General features: G+C 74.6%; 21 protein-coding genes. 16 read left to right on the forward strand and 5 right to left on the reverse strand.

Annotation, left to right across the window (positions count from 1 at the left end; all coding sequences use genetic code 11):
- The 8 genes from PKA89_RS03620 to PKA89_RS03655 form a co-directional block, all read left to right on the forward strand.
- Positions 1–305 (forward strand): M20/M25/M40 family metallo-hydrolase (locus PKA89_RS03620; protein ID WP_324416705.1); only part of this gene is annotated, 305 nt, incomplete at its 5' end.
- An 85-nt stretch (positions 306–390) separates the two neighbouring features.
- Complete coding sequence (locus PKA89_RS03625) at positions 391–1116, forward strand: TIGR00730 family Rossman fold protein (protein ID WP_324416844.1); 726 nt, start codon at positions 391–393, stop codon at positions 1114–1116.
- A 28-nt stretch (positions 1117–1144) separates the two neighbouring features.
- On the forward strand, positions 1145–1438 hold the full coding sequence (locus tag PKA89_RS03630) for a DivIVA domain-containing protein (RefSeq protein ID WP_324416707.1): 294 nt from the start codon (positions 1145–1147) through the stop codon (positions 1436–1438).
- Entirely contained in the window at positions 1438–1881 is a 444-nt protein-coding gene (locus tag PKA89_RS03635; protein ID WP_324416709.1) for a hypothetical protein, read from the forward strand. Before PKA89_RS03630 ends, PKA89_RS03635 begins: the two co-directional genes overlap by 1 nt.
- Positions 1878–3971: a hypothetical protein gene (locus PKA89_RS03640; RefSeq protein WP_324416711.1), complete on the forward strand. Its 2094-nt coding sequence runs from the start codon at positions 1878–1880 to the stop codon at positions 3969–3971. The genes PKA89_RS03635 and PKA89_RS03640 overlap by 4 nt, the downstream gene beginning before the upstream one ends.
- Entirely contained in the window at positions 3958–5280 is a 1323-nt protein-coding gene (locus PKA89_RS03645; protein ID WP_324416713.1) for a hypothetical protein, read from the forward strand. The genes PKA89_RS03640 and PKA89_RS03645 overlap by 14 nt, the downstream gene beginning before the upstream one ends.
- A gap of 126 nt (positions 5281–5406) precedes the next feature.
- A complete protein-coding gene (locus tag PKA89_RS03650) occupies positions 5407–5580 on the forward strand; it encodes a DUF3117 domain-containing protein (protein WP_204131309.1) in 174 nt (57 codons plus the stop codon).
- Positions 5581–5770: 190 nt separating this feature from the next.
- Entirely contained in the window at positions 5771–6127 is a 357-nt protein-coding gene (locus tag PKA89_RS03655) for a hypothetical protein (protein ID WP_324416715.1), read from the forward strand.
- A 15-nt stretch (positions 6128–6142) separates the two neighbouring features.
- Here the strand turns inward: PKA89_RS03655 and PKA89_RS03660 are convergent, their stop codons facing one another.
- The gene (locus tag PKA89_RS03660; RefSeq protein WP_324416717.1) at positions 6143–6778 is read right to left on the reverse strand and encodes an O-methyltransferase; all 636 of its coding nucleotides are present in this window, start codon (positions 6776–6778) and stop codon (positions 6143–6145) included.
- 136 nt (positions 6779–6914) lie between these two features.
- Between PKA89_RS03660 and sigE the strand changes: the two genes are divergently transcribed.
- Genes sigE through PKA89_RS03680 form a run of 4 tightly spaced genes read left to right on the forward strand, consistent with a single transcriptional unit; the run spans position 6915 to position 10002 of the window.
- Positions 6915–7532 carry an RNA polymerase sigma factor SigE gene (sigE, locus tag PKA89_RS03665; RefSeq protein ID WP_324416845.1) on the forward strand — a complete coding sequence of 206 codons (618 nt, stop codon included), beginning with the start codon at positions 6915–6917 and terminating at the stop codon, positions 7530–7532.
- Positions 7529–8074, forward strand: a complete 546-nt coding sequence (locus tag PKA89_RS03670; RefSeq protein WP_324416719.1) for a hypothetical protein — start codon at positions 7529–7531, stop codon at positions 8072–8074. The genes sigE and PKA89_RS03670 overlap by 4 nt, the downstream gene beginning before the upstream one ends.
- The gene (locus tag PKA89_RS03675; protein ID WP_324416721.1) at positions 8071–9471 is read left to right on the forward strand and encodes a trypsin-like peptidase domain-containing protein; all 1401 of its coding nucleotides are present in this window, start codon (positions 8071–8073) and stop codon (positions 9469–9471) included. Before PKA89_RS03670 ends, PKA89_RS03675 begins: the two co-directional genes overlap by 4 nt.
- A gap of 36 nt (positions 9472–9507) precedes the next feature.
- Positions 9508–10002: a Sec-independent protein translocase subunit TatB gene (locus PKA89_RS03680; protein ID WP_324416722.1), complete on the forward strand. Its 495-nt coding sequence runs from the start codon at positions 9508–9510 to the stop codon at positions 10000–10002.
- 28 nt (positions 10003–10030) lie between these two features.
- Here the strand turns inward: PKA89_RS03680 and PKA89_RS03685 are convergent, their stop codons facing one another.
- Genes PKA89_RS03685 through PKA89_RS03700 form a run of 4 tightly spaced genes read right to left on the reverse strand, consistent with a single transcriptional unit; the run spans position 10031 to position 13683 of the window.
- Positions 10031–11164, reverse strand: coding sequence for a P-loop NTPase (locus tag PKA89_RS03685; RefSeq protein ID WP_324416724.1), 1134 nt, complete (start codon positions 11162–11164; stop codon positions 10031–10033).
- Between the two features lie 10 nt (positions 11165–11174).
- Positions 11175–11729, reverse strand: coding sequence for a DUF1003 domain-containing protein (locus tag PKA89_RS03690; RefSeq protein ID WP_324416726.1), 555 nt, complete (start codon positions 11727–11729; stop codon positions 11175–11177).
- Positions 11722–13020, reverse strand: coding sequence for a CBS domain-containing protein (locus PKA89_RS03695; RefSeq protein ID WP_324416728.1), 1299 nt, complete (start codon positions 13018–13020; stop codon positions 11722–11724). Before PKA89_RS03695 ends, PKA89_RS03690 begins: the two co-directional genes overlap by 8 nt.
- A 39-nt stretch (positions 13021–13059) precedes the next feature.
- Positions 13060–13683, reverse strand: coding sequence for a hypothetical protein (locus PKA89_RS03700; protein WP_324416729.1), 624 nt, complete (start codon positions 13681–13683; stop codon positions 13060–13062).
- 168 nt (positions 13684–13851) lie between these two features.
- On the opposite strand from PKA89_RS03700, the gene PKA89_RS03705 reads away from it, so the two are divergent.
- The 4 genes from PKA89_RS03705 to PKA89_RS03720 all read left to right on the forward strand — a co-directional run bounded on the left by PKA89_RS03705 (position 13852) and on the right by PKA89_RS03720 (position 17860).
- A complete protein-coding gene (locus tag PKA89_RS03705) occupies positions 13852–15297 on the forward strand; it encodes a DUF222 domain-containing protein (RefSeq protein WP_324416730.1) in 1446 nt (481 codons plus the stop codon).
- Positions 15298–15301: 4 nt separating this feature from the next.
- The gene (locus tag PKA89_RS03710; RefSeq protein ID WP_324416731.1) at positions 15302–15832 is read left to right on the forward strand and encodes a putative immunity protein; all 531 of its coding nucleotides are present in this window, start codon (positions 15302–15304) and stop codon (positions 15830–15832) included.
- A 103-nt stretch (positions 15833–15935) separates the two neighbouring features.
- The gene (locus PKA89_RS03715; RefSeq protein ID WP_324416732.1) at positions 15936–17000 is read left to right on the forward strand and encodes a CoA ester lyase; all 1065 of its coding nucleotides are present in this window, start codon (positions 15936–15938) and stop codon (positions 16998–17000) included.
- Entirely contained in the window at positions 16997–17860 is an 864-nt protein-coding gene (locus PKA89_RS03720; RefSeq protein ID WP_324416733.1) for a CoA ester lyase, read from the forward strand. The genes PKA89_RS03715 and PKA89_RS03720 overlap by 4 nt, the downstream gene beginning before the upstream one ends.
- The last annotated feature ends 52 nt before the right edge of the window (positions 17861–17912 follow it).

Consider the following 17912-nt stretch of genomic DNA (forward strand, 5'->3'; position numbering starts at 1 on the left):
CCGCCGACGCCGCCGAGGCGCACGTGCGCGGCCTCTTCGACGGGTTCGACGTCACCGTCCGCGACAACGCCCCCGGCGCCCGTCCGGGGCTGGACCGGCCGGCGGCGCGGGCCTTCGTCGAGGCGCTCGGCCTGCCCGTCGTCGCCAAGCAGGGCTGGACCGACGTCGCGCGGTTCTCCGCGATGGGGGTGCCGGCGGTCAACTTCGGTCCGGGCGACCCCAACCTCGCGCACATGGACGACGAGCAGTGCCCGGTCGAGCAGTACGTGCGGTGCGAGGACGCGCTGCTGCGCTGGCTGCGCTGAGCCCGGAGGCCGCGGGCATAGGGTGGCGCCCGTGGAGACCCCCGAGCACCGTCAGGAGCACGACTACCACCAGGGTCCGGTCGTCATGCGGCGCTCGAAGGTGCCGCGCTCGACGACCGACCAGCGGCTCCTCGACTCCGCCGACTCGGCCGACTGGCTGCACACCGACCCGTGGCGGGTCATGCGCATCACCTCCGAGTTCGTCACCGGGTTCGGCGCCCTGGCCGAGCTCGGCCCCGCGGTCAGCGTCTTCGGGTCGGCGCGGACCCGTCCGGACAGCCACGAGTACGCGCTCGGCGAGCGGGTCGGGCGGGCCCTCGCCGAGGCCGGCTACGCCGTCATCACCGGGGGTGGCCCCGGCGCGATGGAGGCGGCGAACAAGGGAGCGCTCGAGGCCGGCGGCACCTCGGTCGGGCTCGGCATCGAGCTGCCCTTCGAGGCCGGGCTCAACGAGCACGTCGACCTCGGCGTCAACTTCCGCTACTTCTTCGCCCGCAAGACGATGTTCGTCAAGTACGCGTGCGGCTTCGTCGTCCTGCCCGGCGGCTTCGGCACCCTCGACGAGCTGTTCGAGGCCGTCACCCTCGTCCAGACCCAGAAGGTGACGAGCTTCCCGATCGTCCTCCTCGGGACCGACTACTGGGGCGGGCTGCTCGACTGGCTGACCCACACCGCGGCGGCCGCCGGCACGCTGGGCGCGGTCGACCTCGCGCTGCTCACCCTCACCGACGACCCGGAGGAGGCGGTCCGCGTCGTCGTCGAGGCCGACCGTGCCGTCGCGCGCCGGGCGGCCGCACGGCACCCGGAGTAACCGCAGGTCGCCGCCGTAGGATCGGCCCGTGGTCCCGGTCCTCCTCGCCCTCGTCGCGGTGGCGCTCGTCGCCGTCGTCCTCGCCGTGGCGACCGGTCGGGTGGGCGTCGACCCGCTGGCCCCGGCGGTCACGACGACCCCGGACCACGGCCTGCCCGACGAGCCGGTCGCCGCCGACGTCGACGCCGTGCGCTTCGACACCGCCGCGCGCGGCTACCGCCCGGAGGACGTCGACGCGCATCTCGAGCGGCTGCGCTCCGACCTCGCCGCCCGCGAGCGCGAGGTCGACGAGCTGCGCCCGGACGCGGCGGGGGAGCCCTGATGGCCTTCACCGTCCGCCGCGCGACCCGGCTCCCGCGGTCCGCGGCCTGGGCCGCCGTCACCGACCTCCCGGAGCACACCCGGCACGTCCCGCTCACCGACGTGCACGTCCCGGACGGCGGGCTGGTCCTCGGCGCGGAGGTCAGCGCCGTGACCCGGCTCGGCCCGCTCGCCGGTGCGGACCGGATGCTCGTCACCGCCCTCGAGCCCGGCCACCGGCTGCGGCTGGTCAAGACCGGCTGGTTCCTGCGCGGGTGGGCCGACATCACGGTGTCCGACGCGGGCGAGGGCTCGCAGGTCGTCTGGGTCGAGGAGATCTGGCTGCCCGGCCTGCGGCGGCTCACCCGGCCGCTCGGCGACCGCCTGGGGCCGGTGCTCTTCGGCCGCGTCGTCGAGGGCCTCGTCGCCGCCGCCGAGCGGGCCCGGCCCGGGGTCGCGCCGTGACGTGGTCGGTGCTCGCCGCCGTGGGGGCGGTCGGGGTGCTCCTCGCCGCGGCGTGGTGGTTGGGCCGTCAGCAGCCGGCCGCGGCCCGCGGCGGCGACCCAGAGGTAACCACCTACCGGCTCGCGTTCCGCGGCTACCGGATGGACCAGGTCGACGACGTCGTCGGCACCCTCGAGGCCCGGATCGCGGTGCGGGACGACGAGATCCGGCGCCTTCGCGGAGAGGCGCCGATGCCGGGCGCCCCGGCCACCCCCGACGCGGGGGACGACGGGTGGCTCACCCGGCTGACCCCCGACCCGGAGGACGAGCCGCCCCCTCGACACCGTCCGGCAACCGGGCGTGACCCGGTTGCCGGACACCCCGCCCCGCTGCGCCCGGCCGACCTCGTCGCGCCGCTGCTCCACCTCGCCGTCGCCGCCTACGTGACGATGCACCTGCTCGGCGCGGTGCGCACCGGCTACCTGTCGCAGGGCGTCCAGGACCAGCAGGCCTTCGAGTGGTACCTCGGGGCCACCGCGCACAACCTCACGACCTTCTCGAACCCCCTCGCCACCGACCTCCAGAACTTCCCGACCGGCGTCAACCTCATGGCCAACGCCTCGGTCATCGGCCTCGGGGTGCCGCTCGCTCCGCTGACCCTCCTCGCCGGGCCGCAGGTCACCTTCGTCCTCGTCGAGCTGCTCGGCCTGGCCCTGACCGCCTCCGCCTGGTACTGGCTCGTGCGCACCCGCCTCCCGGTGCACCCGGTCGCCGCGTTCCTCGGCTCCCTGCTCGCCGGCTTCGGCCCGGGCATGGTCAGCCACGCCAACGGTCACCCGAACTTCGTCGTCCAGGCCCTCGTGCCGGTGCTCCTCGACCGCCTCCTGCGCCTCGCCGAGGGCCGTCGGCCGGTCCGCGACGGCGTCGTCCTCGGGCTGCTCGTCGCGTGGCAGGTGCTCATCGGGGAGGAGGTGCTGCTCCTCACCGCCGTCGGGGTCCTCGTCGGCGGCGCCGTCCTCGCGGCGCACGGCCGGGTCCGGTGGCGCCCGCTCGGCACCGGGCTCGGCGTCGGCGCGCTCGTCTCCCTCGCGCTCGTCGGCCTCCCGCTGTGGTGGCAGTTCCGCGGCCCGGGCAGCTACGCGTCCATCTGGCACCCTCCGGCCGGCAACGACCTCGCCGCCCTCTGGGGTCGCGCCACCCGCACCGTCGGGGCCGACCCGTGGGCCTCGGCGGCCCTCTCGATGAACCGCACCGAGGAGAACGCGTTCTTCGGGGTGTGGCTGTGGGTGGCCGTCGCCGCCACGGTCGCCCTCCTGTGGCGCTCGGTCGCGGTGCGCGCGCTCGCGGCCGTCGTCGTCGTCACGTGCTGGCTCTCGCTCGGGGAGGAGGTGACCCTCCACGGCACGGCGCTCGGCATCCCCGGTCCGTGGGCGCTGCTCGAGCACGTGCCGGTCGTCCAGAACGTGCTCCCGACGCGGTTCACGCTCGTCGCCCTGCCGTGCCTCGGGGTGCTCCTCGCGCTCGGGGTCGAGGCGCTGCGCCGCCTCGTCGACCGCGCCGCCGAGGTGTCCGGTCCCGGGGTGGTGGCCGGCACGACGGTGGGCGTGATGGCCCTGCTGCCCGTCGTGCCCACGCCGCTGGTCGTCGACCCGCGGCCGGTCGTCCCCGCGTTCTTCACCGACGGGACGTGGCGCGAGCACGTCGACCCGGGCGGCTCGGTCCTCGCCGCGCCGCCGCCGAACGTCGCCGACGCCCGGGCGCTGGAGTGGCAGGCCGCGGCCCGCTGGGGGTTCCCGGTCGTCGCCGGGTACTTCGTCGGGCCGAACGGCACCCCCGAGCGGGTCGGCCAGTACGGCGCCACCCCGACCGCGCTGAGCCAGTGGATGCTCGAGATCGCCCAGGCCGACCAGCCGATGCCGCTCGGCACGGCCGAGAAGAGCGCGTTCACCGCCGACCTGCGGGCCGGTCGGGTCGACGCGATCGTCCTGCCCGAGGACCGGCCGGCCGCCGAGTCGCTGCGGACCTCGCTCGTCTCGGTGTTCGGCGAGCCGCAGCGGGTCGGCGGGGTGTACCTCTGGGACGTGAGGAGTCTGACCGATGGCCAGGGCTGAGCTCGCGCCCGCCGCCGACGCGCCCCCCGAGGCCGCCCGGCGCTCGGTGCTGCGCCGGCTGCTCACCTCGCAGGGCCGGCACGAGCTGGCCGGCCGGGCGCTGCAACGGCCGGTGCTCACCCTGCTCGTCGTCTACGCCGTCTCGCGCGTCGTCTCGCTCGTCGCGATCTGGGTGGCGGCCACCTGGTTCCAGAACCCCGCGGGCGTCGGGCACCCCGACCCCACGGTCGGCGACATGGTGGGCCTCTGGGACGGCGTCTGGTACCACCGCATCGTCACCGACGGCTACCCGGTGCCCCTCCCGCGGGACGCGGACACCGGCTTCGTCACCTACAGCGCGTGGGCGTTCTACCCGCTCTACCCCTACCTCGTGAAGGGCCTCATGGTCACGGGGATGTCCTTCGAGGTCGCCGGGGTCGTCCTCAACCTCGTCCTCGGTGCCGTCGGGGTCGTGCTCATCCACGCGCTGTTCCGCACCACCTACCACGCGGCCCGGCAGCCGCAGCGCGAGCGGCTCGCCCTCGTCGCCGCGTGCCTGTGGTGCTTCTACCCGACGACCTCGGTCATGCTCAAGCCGTACACCGAGGCCCTCGCGGTCGCGCTCGTCGCCGCGGCGCTGCTCGTGCTCGTGCGGCGGCACTACCTCCTCGTCGCCGCCGTCGCCATCCCGCTCGGCTTCACCCGGGGGGTCGCCCCCGCGCTCGGGCTCGCGGTCCTCATCCACCTGGTCGTCCGCTGGCGCGAGGAACGGGCGCTCGGGCTGCGCCCGCTGGCCGGGCAGGGGTGGCGGATCGTCGTCATGCTCGCCGCGGTCGGGGTCAGCGCGGTCGCGTGGCCGGCCGTCGCCGGCATCGCCACCGGCGTCCCGACGGCGTTCTTCGACGTCCAGGCCGCGTGGGGGCAGAAGCCCGCCGACGGCCCGTTCGTCCTCTGGTTCCAGTGGGCCTGGGACGCCAAGGGCGTCTTCGGCGTCGTCGTGCTCCTCGCGCTCGCCGCCACCTACGGGGCCCTCGTGCTCGGCCGGCACGGGCGCTGGATGAGCGTCGAGATGCGGGTCTGGGCGCTGGCCTACCCCTTCTTCCTCTTCGCCGTCGTCCGGCCGATCACCTCGATGTGGCGCTTCCTGCTCCTCGACATGCCGCTCGCGGCGCTGCTCGCCTCGGTGGCGATGCGCACCGCCGACGGCCAGCAGGTCGTACCGCACTGGAAGCGCCGGGTCGGCGTGGTCCTCCTCGTCCTCGTGGGCGGCGTCCTCTGGTGGACCTGCACCCTCCTCACGTACACCCCGTGGGGCTCGTTCCCGCCCTGACCCGGTGGTTCGGATTTCGTCGTGTCGCACGGCTACGCGATAATGGACGCCTACGTCCGGCGGTCCGGCGACCGGGCAGCAACGCGGCGCGACCCCCGCTGCCGCGATGAGGAAGGGAAACACGCCATGGCGGCAATGAAGCCGAGGACGGGCGACGGCCCGCTCGAGGTCACCAAGGAAGGTCGCGGCATCGTGCTGCGCATGCCCCTCGAGGGCGGCGGGCGGCTCGTGGTCGAGATGACCCCCGAGGAGGTCCGGGCGCTCGGCGAGGCGATCGACAACTGCGAGGGCCTGTCCTGACCCGCCTCCCCTGATCCGCTGACCGAGCCCCCGCCCACCCGGTGGGGGCTCCGTCGTGTCCGGGGGGTGCCGGGGGTGCTGGGTGAGACGCGGTGGCAGCCGGCGGCCCGGGCGCCTACCGTCGGGACTCCGGCCGGGTTCGGCCGGGGACGACCACGAGATCGCCGCCGTCGGCGGCAGGAGGACATGGATGAACGCCGGGTACGGGCTGACGGTGCGCTGGTCACTCGAGGACGCGCCCGCGGGCGCCGCCGAGGAGCTGCGCGAGTACGTCGTCGGCACCTCGATCGCGCGGTTCATGTTCCTCGACGGCCTCGCCTTCAAGGTGTGGCGGATGCGCGAGGGCGAGTGGTTCGAGGGGACCTACGTCTTCGACAGCGAGCAGGAGCGCCAGCACTTCCGCGAGGACTTCGAGCCCGGCGCGGACACCTCGCCGGGCAGCGCGATCATCGGCACGCCGCCGGTCGCCATCGAGGAGTGGGAGGTCGTCGCGATCGCCGAGGGGCCGGCCGGCTTCCGCCGGGGAGCCGGCCCGGCGGTCAGCTGAGCGGGCGCGGCGCGCTCAGCGGCGCACCGCGACCAGGACGCCGTCGCTCACCGGCAGCAGCGCGGTGACGAGGTCGTCGTGGTCGCGCAGCATCTTGCCGAGGTCGCGCAGCGTGCTCGTCGTGTCGTCGCGGGCGGCGGGGTCGGCGACCCGGTCGTGCCAGAGCATGTTGTCGACGACGAGGACCCCGCCGCTGCGCAGCAGCCGGACGGCGTGCTCGACGTAGGTGGGGTAGGTGTCCTTGTCGGCGTCGACGTGGACCATGTCGTAGCCGCCGTCGGCCATCCGGGGCAGCACCTCGGCCGCGGCCCCGGTGATGACGCGCGTGCGCTGGTGCGGGTAGCCGGCCTCCGCGTAGGCCTGCCGGGCGAGGCGCTGGTGCTCGGCGGAGACGTCGATCGTCGTCAGCACGCCGTCCTCGGGCATCCCGGCCAGCAGCCACAGGCCGGAGGTGCCGGCCCCGGTCCCGACCTCGAGCACGTGCCGGGCCCCGACCGTGGCGGCGAGCAGGCGCAGCACCGCACCGGCGCCGGTGCCCACGGGGGACGCCGCGCCGAGCTCGACGCCGCGCCGGCGCGCGGCCTCGACCACCTCGGGCTCGGGCACGAACTCCTCGGCGTAGGACCAGCTGGCCGGCTTCAGTCCGCTCATGGCGGCAACCCTAGTCCGCGTGGCGGGGGTCGGCGCGCCACCGGGTTCCCAGCCGGCGTTCAGGCTTTCCGGGAACAATTCCCGGTTCCGACACGTATCGATGGGTGACATGACCAGCCTGGTGAGGGACGAGCCGATGACGACCGACGACGCCGCGCGGGGGAGCGCGGGCGCCTGGGTTCCGCCGACGTGGGAGGAGGTCGTCGAGCAGCACTCCGCCCGGGTGTACCGGCTGGCCTACCGCCTGACCGGCAACGTCCACGACGCCGAGGACCTCACCCAGGACGTCTTCGTCCGGGTGTTCCGCTCGCTGCACACCTACCAGCCGGGCACCTTCGAGGGCTGGTTGCACCGCATCACGACGAACGTCTTCCTCGACCGGATGCGGCGCAAGCAGCGGATCCGCTTCGACGCGCTCTCCGAGGAGTCCGCGGCCCGCCTCCCGAGCCGCGAGCGGGGTCCCGAGCAGACCTACCACGACACCCACCTCGACGACGACGTGCAGCGGGCGCTCGACGGGCTCTCGCCCGACTTCCGGGCCGCGGTCGTCCTCTGCGACATCGAGGGGCTGTCCTACGAGGAGGTCGCGGCCACCCTCGGCATCAAGCTCGGCACGGTCCGCTCGCGCATCCACCGCGGCCGGGCCCAGCTGCGCGAGGCCCTCGCCCACCGCGCCCCGAAGCCGCGCCCCGAGGTCTCCGTCCCCGCTCGCCGCGGCCCGATCGTCCGCCGTCCCGCCGCGGGAGCCGTATGAGCCGGCCCTCCGTCCGCTGCCTCGACGACGAGCTCTCCGAGTACGTCGCCGACCGCCTTCCCGAGCGCCGGGCCGCGGCGTGGGACCACCACCTCGTCGCGTGCGAGCTGTGCCGTCACGCCGCGGACCAGGAGCGCCGGCTGCGGGTCGCCCTCGCCGGGGCGCCGTCGATGCCCGGGGACCTGCGCACCACGCTCCTCGCCCTCGGTCGCGACCTCGAGGCGCCGGCCCGCACGGCCGCGGGCCCCGAGCCGCTGCCGCTGCTCGCCCCGGGCGCCCCGCCGTGCCACCGCAGCGCCCTCCGGGCGACGGTCGTCGCCGCGGCGGCCGCCGGCGTCTCGGCCGCCGCGGCCTGGAGCCTCACCGTCATCGGCACGCCGGGCACCGTGCGCCCGGGGGTCGCCACCGGCCCCAGCACCCCCGCCTCGGTGACCAGCCGAGGCGGCTCGCCGGCCGGGACGAGCGCGTTCGCGCAGGTCGGCTGGACCTTCCGTACCTCCTCGCCCGCGCCGACGCGGCAGCAGGCACAATCGACCCCATGAGCGAACGGGACCCCGGCACCGACCAGTGGCAGCCGTGGGACCGGGAGCCCCGCGGCCAGGGGCAGGACCCCGTCCCGGCGCCCGCCGAGGGGCCGGTGTGGGCGGCGGCCCCCGGCGGCGAGCCGACCGTCGAGGCGCCGCAGGGCGCCGCCCACGAACCGCCGCCGGCGGCTCCCTCGACCCCGCCGGCGTCCACGACGACGACGGCCCCGTACCAGCCGATCAGCGGCTCGTGGGCCGCGCAGCCCCCGCCCCCGGGCGCGCTCCCCGCCCAGCCCGTCTCGTCGCCCGTCCCGCGGCGCGGTCCGGGCTGGGGGGCCCTCGTCGGGGCCACCGTCGCCGCGGCGCTCGTCGCGGGCACGACCGGAGGCATCGTCGGTGGGTACCTCGCCGACGGTGGCGGGTCGAGCGGTGGCACGCGCACGGTCGCCGCCCCGGCACCCGGCGCCGGCGCGACCACTCGTCCGCAGGGCTCGATCGCGAACATCGCCGCCACCGCGCTCCCGAGCGTCGTCACCCTCAAGGTCGAGGGCGCCGACGGCGGCGCGACGGGCTCCGGCTGGGTCTACGACGACAAGGGCCACGTCGTGACGAACAACCACGTCGTCGCGGGGGCGGGCGGCTCGGGGAGCATCACCGTCGTCCTCTCCGACGGCAAGCAGGTGTCGGGCAAGGTGGTCGGCAAGGACGCCTCGTACGACCTCGCCGTCGTCCAGGTGCAGGGCGCCACGCTCGACCCGCTGCCGGTCGGGCGCTCCGCCGACGTCGTCGTCGGTGACGAGGTGATCGCCGTCGGCGCGCCGCTCGGGCTCGACTCGACGGTGACCAGCGGCATCGTCAGCGCGCTCGACCGGCCGGTGACGCCGGGTGAGCAGGACGACCAGTCCTTCATCAACGCCATCCAGACCGACGCCGCGATCAACCCCGGCAACTCGGGCGGCCCGCTGCTCGACATGGACGGCCGGGTCATCGGCGTCAACTCCGCGATCGCCCGCGTCCCGGGCAGCACGATCGGTGGCCAGAGCGGCAACATCGGTGTCGGCTTCGCCATCCCCAGCGACCAGGTCGTGACGACCGTCGACCAGCTGATCTCGACGGGCCGGGCGGAGCACCCCATCATCGGGGTCTTCCTCGACAGCCAGTACGACGGCCAGGGCGTGCGCATCGCCGACAGCGGGCCGGGTGGCGATCCCGCCGTCAACCCCGGGGGCCCGGCCGACAAGGCGGGCCTCAAGGCCGGCGACGTCATCGTCGCCTTCGAGGGCAAGCCGGTCGCCGACGACGGCGAGCTCGTCGTCAAGATCCGCGCCCGCAAGGTCGGGGACTCCGTGAGGCTGACCGTGCGTCGCGACGGCCGGGAGCGGGATGTCACGATGGTGCTCCAGGGGTCGCAGTGACCCCGGCTCCGGCTGGGCTCGAGAGGGTGTGACGCGGTGTTCGGTGTGAACGGGTGGGAGCTCGTCCTCCTCGTGCTCATCGCGTTCTTCGTGCTCGGCCCGGACAAGCTGCCCGAGTACGCGGCGAAGCTGGCCCGGGCCATCCGCAAGCTGCGGGTGATGGCCGAGGGCGCCAGGGAACAGCTGCGCGACCAGCTCGGTCCCGAGTACGACGACATCGACTGGCGCCAGTACGACCCGCGACAGTACGACCCCCGCCGGATCGTGCGCGAGGCCCTCCTCGAGCCGCTCGAGGACGCCGTCGCCCCGGTGCGTGGCGAGGTCGACGCCGTGCGCGACGCCACCCGGCTGCGCAAGAGCCACGCGGCGGCGGCCGCCGTGGCTGCCGCCGACGCCGGTCGCACCGCCTCCGTGGGCGAGTCGGGGTACGAGCCGGCAGTCGACGACGGTCCGGTCGACGTGCGGCCGTGGTCGGCGCCGCAGGGGTTCGACCCCACCCTGCCGACGCCCTACGACACCGACGCCACCTGAGGCGCCGCCCCGGGACGGCGGCCGCGGGTCAGCGGCCGACCGGAGAGAGGCCGAGCGAGCGCCCGGCGAGCCCGCGCGAGCGGGTGGCGAGACCGGAGGCGATGCCGCGGAGGGCCACTGCCGCGGGCGAGTCGGGCTCGCCGAGGACCACCGGGGTGCCCTGGTCGGCGCCGACCCGCAGCCGGGTGTCGAGGGGGATCTGCCCGAGCAAGGGCACCTCGGCGCCGATCGAGCGGGAGAGCGACTCGGCGACCTCGCGGCCGCCGCCGGAGCCGAAGATCTCCTCGCGCGTGCCGTCCGGGAGCTCGAGCCAGCTCATGTTCTCGATGACGCCGGCGAGGCGCTGGTGGGTCTGCAGCGCGATCGAGCCGGCCCGCTCGGCGACCTCGGCCGCGGCCTGCTGCGGCGTGGTGACGACGAGGATCTCGGCCCCCGGAACGAGCTGCGCGACCGAGATCGCGATGTCGCCGGTGCCGGGCGGCAGGTCGAGGAGGAGGACGTCGAGGTCGCCCCAGAAGACGTCGGCGAGGAACTGCTGGAGCGCCCGGTGGAGCATCGGCCCGCGCCAGACGACCGGCTGGTTACCGGGCACGAACATCCCGATCGAGATGACCTTCACGTCGTGGCTGACCGGCGGCATGATCATGTCGTCGACCTGGGTCGGCTTGTGCTCGACGCCGAGCATCCGGGGGATCGAGAAGCCGTAGATGTCGGCGTCGACGACGCCGACCCGCAGGCCCTGGGCGGCCAGCGACGCGGCGAGGTTGGCCGTCACCGAGGACTTGCCGACCCCGCCCTTGCCGGACGCGACCGCGTAGACGCGGGTCAGCGAGCCGGGCTTGGCGAAGGGCACCTCGCGCTCGGCCGTGCCGCCGCGGAGCTTCGTCTTGAGCTCGGCGCGCTGGTCGTCGCTCATCACGCCGAGGGTGACGCTGACGTCGGTGACGCCGTCGACCGCCGAGAGGGCGTTCGTCGTGTCGCGGGTCAGGGTGTCCTTGAGCGGGCAGGCGGCGACGGTGAGCAGGACGGTGACGGCGACCCGGCCGTCGTCGTCGCAGGCGAGGTCGCCGACCATCCCGAGCTCGGTGATGGGGCGCCGGATCTCGGGGTCGATGACCGTCTCGAGGGCGGCGTGGAGGGCGTCGGTGCTGACCTGCGGCATGCCCTGAAGTCTAGGTCGGCTGCGGCTCGCCGGCGTCCTCGCCCCCGGAGTCGCCCGGGGGCTGCTGCACGACGACGAGCCCGCGCTCCTCCATCTCGTCGAGGAGGTCGCGCAGCTCGCTGCGGACGAAGTCGCGGGTCGCGGTGTCGCGCATGGCCAGTCGGAGCGCCGCGACCTCGCGGGTGAGGAACTCGGTGTCCGCGAGGTTGCGCTCGTCGCGGGAGCGGTCCTGCTCGAGGGCGACGCGGTCGCGGTCGGCCTGCCGGTTCTGGGCGAGGAGGATCAGGGGTGCCGCGTACGAGGCCTGGAGGCTGAGCATCAGGGTCAGGAAGATGAACGCGTAGGGGTCGAACCGCACCGACTCCGGGGCCAGGGTGTTCCAGAGCAGCCACGCCGCGACGAAGACGGTCATCCCGATGAGGAAGTACGCGGTGCCCATGAAGCGGGCGAACTTCTCGCTGAGGATGCCGAAGGTCTCCTCGGTGAGCAGGGCCGGCATCGTGAACCGGCGGCGGCCCACCTCGCGCGGCTGGTCGATGCGCGTCCGGCGCTCGCGCTCAGCCACTGCTCACCTCCGTGTGCGAGACGACGTCGTGGCGCTCCTCGCGCCAGTCGTCCGGGAGGATGTGGTCGAGGACGTCGTCGACCGTGACCGCGCCGAGCAGGTGGCCGTCCTCGTCGACGACCGGCATCCCGACGAGGTCGTAGGTGGCGAGCATCCGGGTCACCTGGCCGAGGCTCGCGGTCGGCAGGAGCGGCTCCACGTCCTTGTCGAGGATGCCGCCGATCGGCTGGTGTGGCGCCTCGCGCAGCAGCCGCTGGATGTGGACGACGCCGAGGAACTTGCCGGTGGGGGTCTCCAGCGGCGGACGGCAGACGAACACCGTGCACGCGAGGGCGGTCGAGAGCTCCTGGCGGCGCACGACGGCCAGCGCCTCGGCGATCGAGGCCTCCGGCCCGAGGATGACCGGCTCGGTCGTCATGAGACCACCGGCGGTGTTCTCGTCGTAGGTGAGGAGGCGGCGCAGGTCGGCGGCCTCGTCGGCGTCCATCTTCTCGAGCAGCTCCTCCTGGCGCTCCGGCGGCAGCTCGGAGAGGAGGTCGGCGGCGTCGTCGGGCTCCATCGCCTCGAGGACGTCGGCGGCCCGGCCGACCTCGAGCCCGACGAGGATCTCGACCTGGTCGTCCTCGGGCAGCTCCTCGATGACGTCGGCGAGCCGCTCGTCGGTGAGGGCGGCGGCGACCTCGGCCCGGCGCTGCGGGGTGAGGTCGTGGATGACCTCGGCGAGGTCGGCCGGCTTGAGGTCCTCGTAGGTCTCGAGCAGCTTCGCCGCGCCCTGCCCCTCGCTCGCGTCGCGCAGGCCACGGACGTCCTCGACGGGCGCCACGAAGGTCTCGCCGCGCCGCCGCCCGAGGCGCCCGAGCCGGCTGGGGCGCGAGACCTCGAGGCGCACCGCGACGCGGGTGACGTTCCAGCCCCGGGGGCCCAGCTGCTCGACCCCGACGTCCTGGACGGTGGCCGGCACGACGTCGCCGTCCTCGGTGCGCACCTGGACCTGGCGCTCGAAGAGCTCGGCGACGACGAGGGTCTCGTTGGGGCGCTGCTCGAAGCGGCGCATGTTGACCAGACCGGTGGTGATGACCTGGCCGCCCTCGACCGAGGTGACGCGGGTCATCGGGACGAAGACGCGGCGGCGGCCGGGCACCTCGACGACGAGTCCGATGGCCCGAGGTCGGGTGCGGGTGACGCTGAAGGTGACGACGACGTCGCGGACGCGGCCGACCTTGTCACCGAGCGGGTCGAAGACGTCCAGCTCGGACAGGCGGCCGACGAAGGCGCGGGTCGGCGTGCTCACGTCCGACAGGCTAGCCGTCGGGGGGCGGTCGGCCCGTGCTCAGCGGGCCGTGTTGCGCCGGGCCCCGGCGCGGCCGCGCCAGTGCCACGGGCGCCACCGGGCGGTGGTGGGCGCGGCGGGGCGCACCGGACGTGCTCCGCTGGCGTCGTCGTAGTGGCCGGGCTGCTCGACGGGCCGGCCGTGCGGGGTGATGACGTGGATCGTGTCGTGCTCGCGCCAGCGCTCGGCCACCTCCTCGGGCGTGCCGGTGGCGTTCAGGCGCTCGGGGCGCAGCACCTCGACGGCGGCGTCCCACTGGTCGGTCCCGGGGTCGAGGGTGCGGACGGTCGCGTGCGTCGTGAGGAGGCGGCCGCCGGTGTCCTTGCTGCGCAGGACGACCTCGACCTCGTCCGGGAGCCAGGGGAGGTGCTGCTCGCCGGGGCCGGACACGACGTAGGCGGCCGGGCCGGTGCCGCGCTCGTCGCCGTCGTCGTGCCACACGTGCCACACCGGATGGGTCGCGCCGTCGGGCGTGCGGACCCACAGCAGCCCGGACTTCGTCGCGGCCTCGTTGGTGAGGCGCGTGACGTCGGCGCCGGCCGGCGGGGTCGGCGCGGCCGGCGGGGTCGGCGGCGTGGTGGGCGGCGCGGTGTCGGGGGTGTCGCTGGGCGCCTCGTCGGGCATGGGTCGCACTCTCCCACATCGGGTCTTCGGCGTGTCGTCGTCGGCGGCCCGACGACCCGTCGACCTCGGTTTCCGGAAGATGGGGATTGTCGTCAGTTTCATTCTGCTGAGGGCGAACTGCCGTCCACAGGACCTTGCCGTTCGAACGTGAGTTCGGTACGATGAGGCATGGACAGGGGGACGATCTCGAGCCGCATCGCGGCACTTCGTGAGGAGTGCGCGGCGCTGGGTCGTGAGCTGTCCGAGGACGGTCTGGGGTTGGCGCCGGAGGACGCGTTCGCCGTCGCGGGTGAGGCGCAGCACCTGGCGAACTCCGCCGACGGCCTGGTCGCGGTGGCAGCTTCCTTGGGTGCTCGGGTGGAGGTGCGGCTGTCCGGGGCGGGCCCGGTGGAGCGCGTGCACCCGCTCGGGTTCGTGGACCCGATGTCGCCGGCGATGTTCTGCCTGGAGGCCGGCCTGACCGAGGGGGTTGCCGGTCGGAAGGTGACGCTCGGCGCCACCTTGGGTGAGCGGTTCCCGCGGGTGCGTGGGCTGCTGGTCGAGGGGTCGGTCGGGACGATTGCCGCGCAGAAGGTCGTCGACGCGTGCGCCGGCCTGGACGTCGAGGCGTGCCTGCGGGTGGATGCCGAGCTGGCGGGGCGGCTGGCGTCGATGGACCCGGCCCGGGTGACGTCCGAGGCGCGGCGGGTGGCGACGCGGGTGGCGGCCGACCAGGTCGCCGTCCATGCCGCGACAACCCGGCGGGGTCGGTGTGTGGAGGTGCGGGCCGGGGTGGACGGGTTGACCGACTGGTTCGGGTCGCTGCCGACCGCCACGTCGGCGGCGATGTGGTCGGCGGTGGAGGAGCTGGCCGGGCAGTACCGGACGGTCGATGCCGACCTGTCCCTTCCGGAGGCGCGCGCGGATGCGTTGGCCGACCTGGTGCTGCGCAACGTGACCGTCTCGGCTCAGGTGATGCTCGGGGTCCCGGTGGTCACCGACGCCGCGACGCCGGAGCCGGCGCAGGGTGAACGGTTCCGGGTCCAGTGGGACGACGAGGACACCGTCATCGACGCGGTCACCGGTGAGGTGACCCGTTACGGCGACCTCGACCCCGCCTCCCGCGAGGAGCTGTCCTGGCGGGAGGAGCCGCCGGAGCTGACCGGCGACCTCACCACCGTCATGGCCGCGCTGGGGCCCGGGTCCTGCGTCTCCGGGGCCCAGCTGCCGGGCGTCGGCTGGGTCGACGCCACGACCATGGCCAACCTGCTCAAGACCCTGCCGCTGGAGGTGGCCCGGGCCGTCCTCGACGCCGAGACCGGGACCCTGGCCTCCCTGACCACAGCCGCCTACCGGCCCACCCGTGCGATCGCCGACTTCGTCAGGACCCGCGACGGCACCTGCCGGATGTGGGGCTGCACCCGACCCGCCGAACGTTGCGACCTCGACCACGCCAGGGCCTGGCCCGACGGGCAGACCATCCCCACCGGGCTCGAGGCCCTGTGCCGCCACCACCACCGCTTCAAGCAGACCCAGCGATGGCGACCGGTCCTCGACCCCGACGGCACCCTCACCTGGCACGGCCCGAACGCCGCGACCCGCACCACCGAGCCCCAGCACCGTGTGGTGCTCTGAGGTGGTGACCCCCGAGCACATCGCGCTGACCGACGCGGACCTGCGCGAGGTGGCCGCGTTCGCGCTGGCCAGCGCCGAGGAGGTGCTGCACCTCGCCGAGGAGCGCCTGCCCGGCGACCCCCGCCCCCGCGAGGCCGTGGAGGCCGCCCGCGCGTTCGTCGCCGGGGAGCCACGGTCGCGACGGCAGCGGGTCGCGGCGCTCGACGCCCACCGAGCCGCCGGGGCCGCCGAGTCGGGCGCCGGCCACCACGCCGCGATGGCCGCGGGTGACGCCTCCGCGTCCGCCTACCTCCACCCGCTCGCGCAGGCGACCCAGGTGGGGCACATCCTGCGCGCCACGGCCCACGCCGCCCGGGCCCTCGAGCTGGTGGCCGACGACCCCGAGGCCGCCGACCGCCACCTCCGCGAGGCCGTCGCGCGGGCCACCTCCGTCCTGCTCGACGTCCTGCGCCGGTACCCGACGGCGCCCACCGGCCGCACCCGCGTGGCCCTCCTCATGTCCGACCTCGATCGCCGCCTGCGCGCCCGGAGGTGACCGCCCGCGGCGTGGGTCACACCGTGACCTGGCTCATGCGACCCGACCACCGGCCGCTGCTAGCGTCCGACGAGACCGTGCACCCGCCTCGGAAGGCTCGATGATGCGCAGCCCCAAGGACTTCTTCGCCCCCCTGGCCGTCGGGGCCCCGACGCCGCTGCGGGAGGTGCCGGCGCGGCCGAGCCGGATGATCCACTTCTTCGACCCGAGCAACCCGAAGATGGCCGCGAAGGTGCCCGAGATGGTGGGCACCGTCGACGTCCTGCTCGGCAACCTCGAGGACGCCGTCAAGGCCGAGAACAAGGAGGCCGCCCGGCAGGGGCTCGTCGACATCGCGAAGGCCACCGACCTCGGCGAGCACACGCAGCTGTGGACCCGCGTCAACGCGCTCGACAGCCCGTGGGCGCTCGACGACCTCACCACCCTCGTCACCGAGATCGGTGACCGGCTCGACGTCGTCATGGTCCCCAAGGTGCAGGGGCCGGAGGACATCCACTACGTCGACCGGCTCCTCGCGCAGCTCGAGGCGAAGGCGGGCGTCACGCGGCCGATCCTCGTCCACGCCATCCTCGAGACCGCGCGCGGGATGGCCAACGTCGAGGAGATCGCCGGGGCCAGCCCCCGGATGCAGGGCATCAGCCTCGGCCCGGCGGACCTCGCGGCCGACCGCCGGATGAAGACGACCCGCGTCGGCGGCGGCCATCCCGGCTACCTCGTGCGCCAGGACCCGGAGGGGGGCGACGTCCAGGGCCCTCGCGCCACCTACCAGCAGGACCTCTGGCACTACACGATCGCGCGGATGGTCGACGCCTGCGCGATGCACGGGATCTTCCCGTACTACGGTCCGTTCGGGGACATCGCCGACGTCGTCGCCTGCGAGGACCAGTTCCGCAACGCCTTCCTCCTCGGCTGCGTCGGCACGTGGACCCTGCACCCGGTGCAGATCGCCATCGCCAAGAAGGTGTTCAGCCCGAGCGCCGACGACGTCGCGCACGCGCGCCGGGTCAGGGCGGCGATGGGCGACGGCACCGGGGCGGTGATGCTCGACGGCAAGATGGAGGACGACGCGAGCCTCAAGCAGTGCCTCGTCATCCTCGAGCTGGCGGACCGGTTGTCCGCCAACGACCCCGAGCTCGCCGAGCTCTACGCCGAGGGGAGCGACGCGTGAGCGAGTACCGCCCCCGCCGCTCGGTCCTCTACATGCCGAGCAGCAACGAGCGGGCCCTGGAGAAGGCGAAGACGCTTCCGGTCGACGGGCTCATCCTCGACCTGGAGGACGCCGTCGGCCCGGACGACAAGCTGACCGCTCGTGAGAACGCCTGCGCGGCAGCCGCATCGGGCGCCTACGGCCACCGCGAGGTAAGCATCCGGGTCAACGCGCTCGGGACGCAGTGGCACGACGCCGACCTCGAGGCCGCCTGCGCTGCAGGCCCGGACGGCATCGTCGTGCCCAAGGTCGGCTCTGCGGAGGAGGTCCGCGGCCTCGTCGCGGCGATGGAGCGGTTCGGCGTGCCGGACCACACGTCCCTCTGGGCGATGGTCGAGACGCCCGGGGCGGTCCTCGACGCCCGGGCGATCGCCACGGCATCCGACCGGCTCACCGTGCTCGTCCTCGGCACCAACGACCTGGTCAAGGAGCTCCGCGCCCGCTTCGTGCCCGGCCGCGGTCCGCTGCTCACGGCGCTGTCCACCGTCGTGCTCGCCGCGCGCGGCGCCGGCGTCTCGGTGCTCGACGGGGTCTTCAACGACGTCAGGGACCTCGACGGGCTCGCCGACGAGTGCCGCCAGGGGCGTGACCTCGGGTTCGACGGCAAGACGCTCGTCCACCCCGGTCAGGTGAAGGCGTGCAACGCCGCGTTCTCCCCGAGCGAGGCCGAGGTCGAGGACGCTCGCGGCCTGCTCGCGGCGTGGGAGGCCGGCGCCGGCCGTGGGGTCGTGACCTACGAGGGCCGGATGGTCGAGAACCTCCACGTCGAGGTGGCCCAGCGGGTGCTGGCGGTCGACGATGCGGTGCGCGCTCGTTCCTGACCGCAGGCTGTGCGTCCGGCAACGATGCGGTCACGGCGAGCGCGGCGATTTG

This window comes from Phycicoccus sp. (genome assembly GCF_035325325.1).
Classification (GTDB): Bacteria; Actinomycetota; Actinomycetes; order Actinomycetales; family Dermatophilaceae; genus Phycicoccus.

Coding starts and splice junctions, on each gene's coding strand:
- PKA89_RS03700 (WP_324416729.1), bottom strand. CDS start 13,683: ATGCCCGACGAGGCGCCCAGCGACACCCCCGACACCGCGCCGCCCACC.
- PKA89_RS03625 (WP_324416844.1), top strand. CDS start 391: ATGCGGCGCTCGAAGGTGCCGCGCTCGACGACCGACCAGCGGCTCCTC.
- PKA89_RS03660 (WP_324416717.1), bottom strand. CDS start 6,778: ATGAGCGGACTGAAGCCGGCCAGCTGGTCCTACGCCGAGGAGTTCGTG.
- PKA89_RS03670 (WP_324416719.1), top strand. CDS start 7,529: ATGAGCCGGCCCTCCGTCCGCTGCCTCGACGACGAGCTCTCCGAGTAC.
- PKA89_RS03675 (WP_324416721.1), top strand. CDS start 8,071: ATGAGCGAACGGGACCCCGGCACCGACCAGTGGCAGCCGTGGGACCGG.
- PKA89_RS03715 (WP_324416732.1), top strand. CDS start 15,936: ATGCGCAGCCCCAAGGACTTCTTCGCCCCCCTGGCCGTCGGGGCCCCG.
- PKA89_RS03685 (WP_324416724.1), bottom strand. CDS start 11,164: ATGCCGCAGGTCAGCACCGACGCCCTCCACGCCGCCCTCGAGACGGTC.
- PKA89_RS03635 (WP_324416709.1), top strand. CDS start 1,438: ATGGCCTTCACCGTCCGCCGCGCGACCCGGCTCCCGCGGTCCGCGGCC.
- PKA89_RS03655 (WP_324416715.1), top strand. CDS start 5,771: ATGAACGCCGGGTACGGGCTGACGGTGCGCTGGTCACTCGAGGACGCG.
- PKA89_RS03705 (WP_324416730.1), top strand. CDS start 13,852: ATGGACAGGGGGACGATCTCGAGCCGCATCGCGGCACTTCGTGAGGAG.
- PKA89_RS03650 (WP_204131309.1), top strand. CDS start 5,407: ATGGCGGCAATGAAGCCGAGGACGGGCGACGGCCCGCTCGAGGTCACC.
- PKA89_RS03645 (WP_324416713.1), top strand. CDS start 3,958: ATGGCCAGGGCTGAGCTCGCGCCCGCCGCCGACGCGCCCCCCGAGGCC.
- sigE (WP_324416845.1), top strand. CDS start 6,915: ATGACGACCGACGACGCCGCGCGGGGGAGCGCGGGCGCCTGGGTTCCG.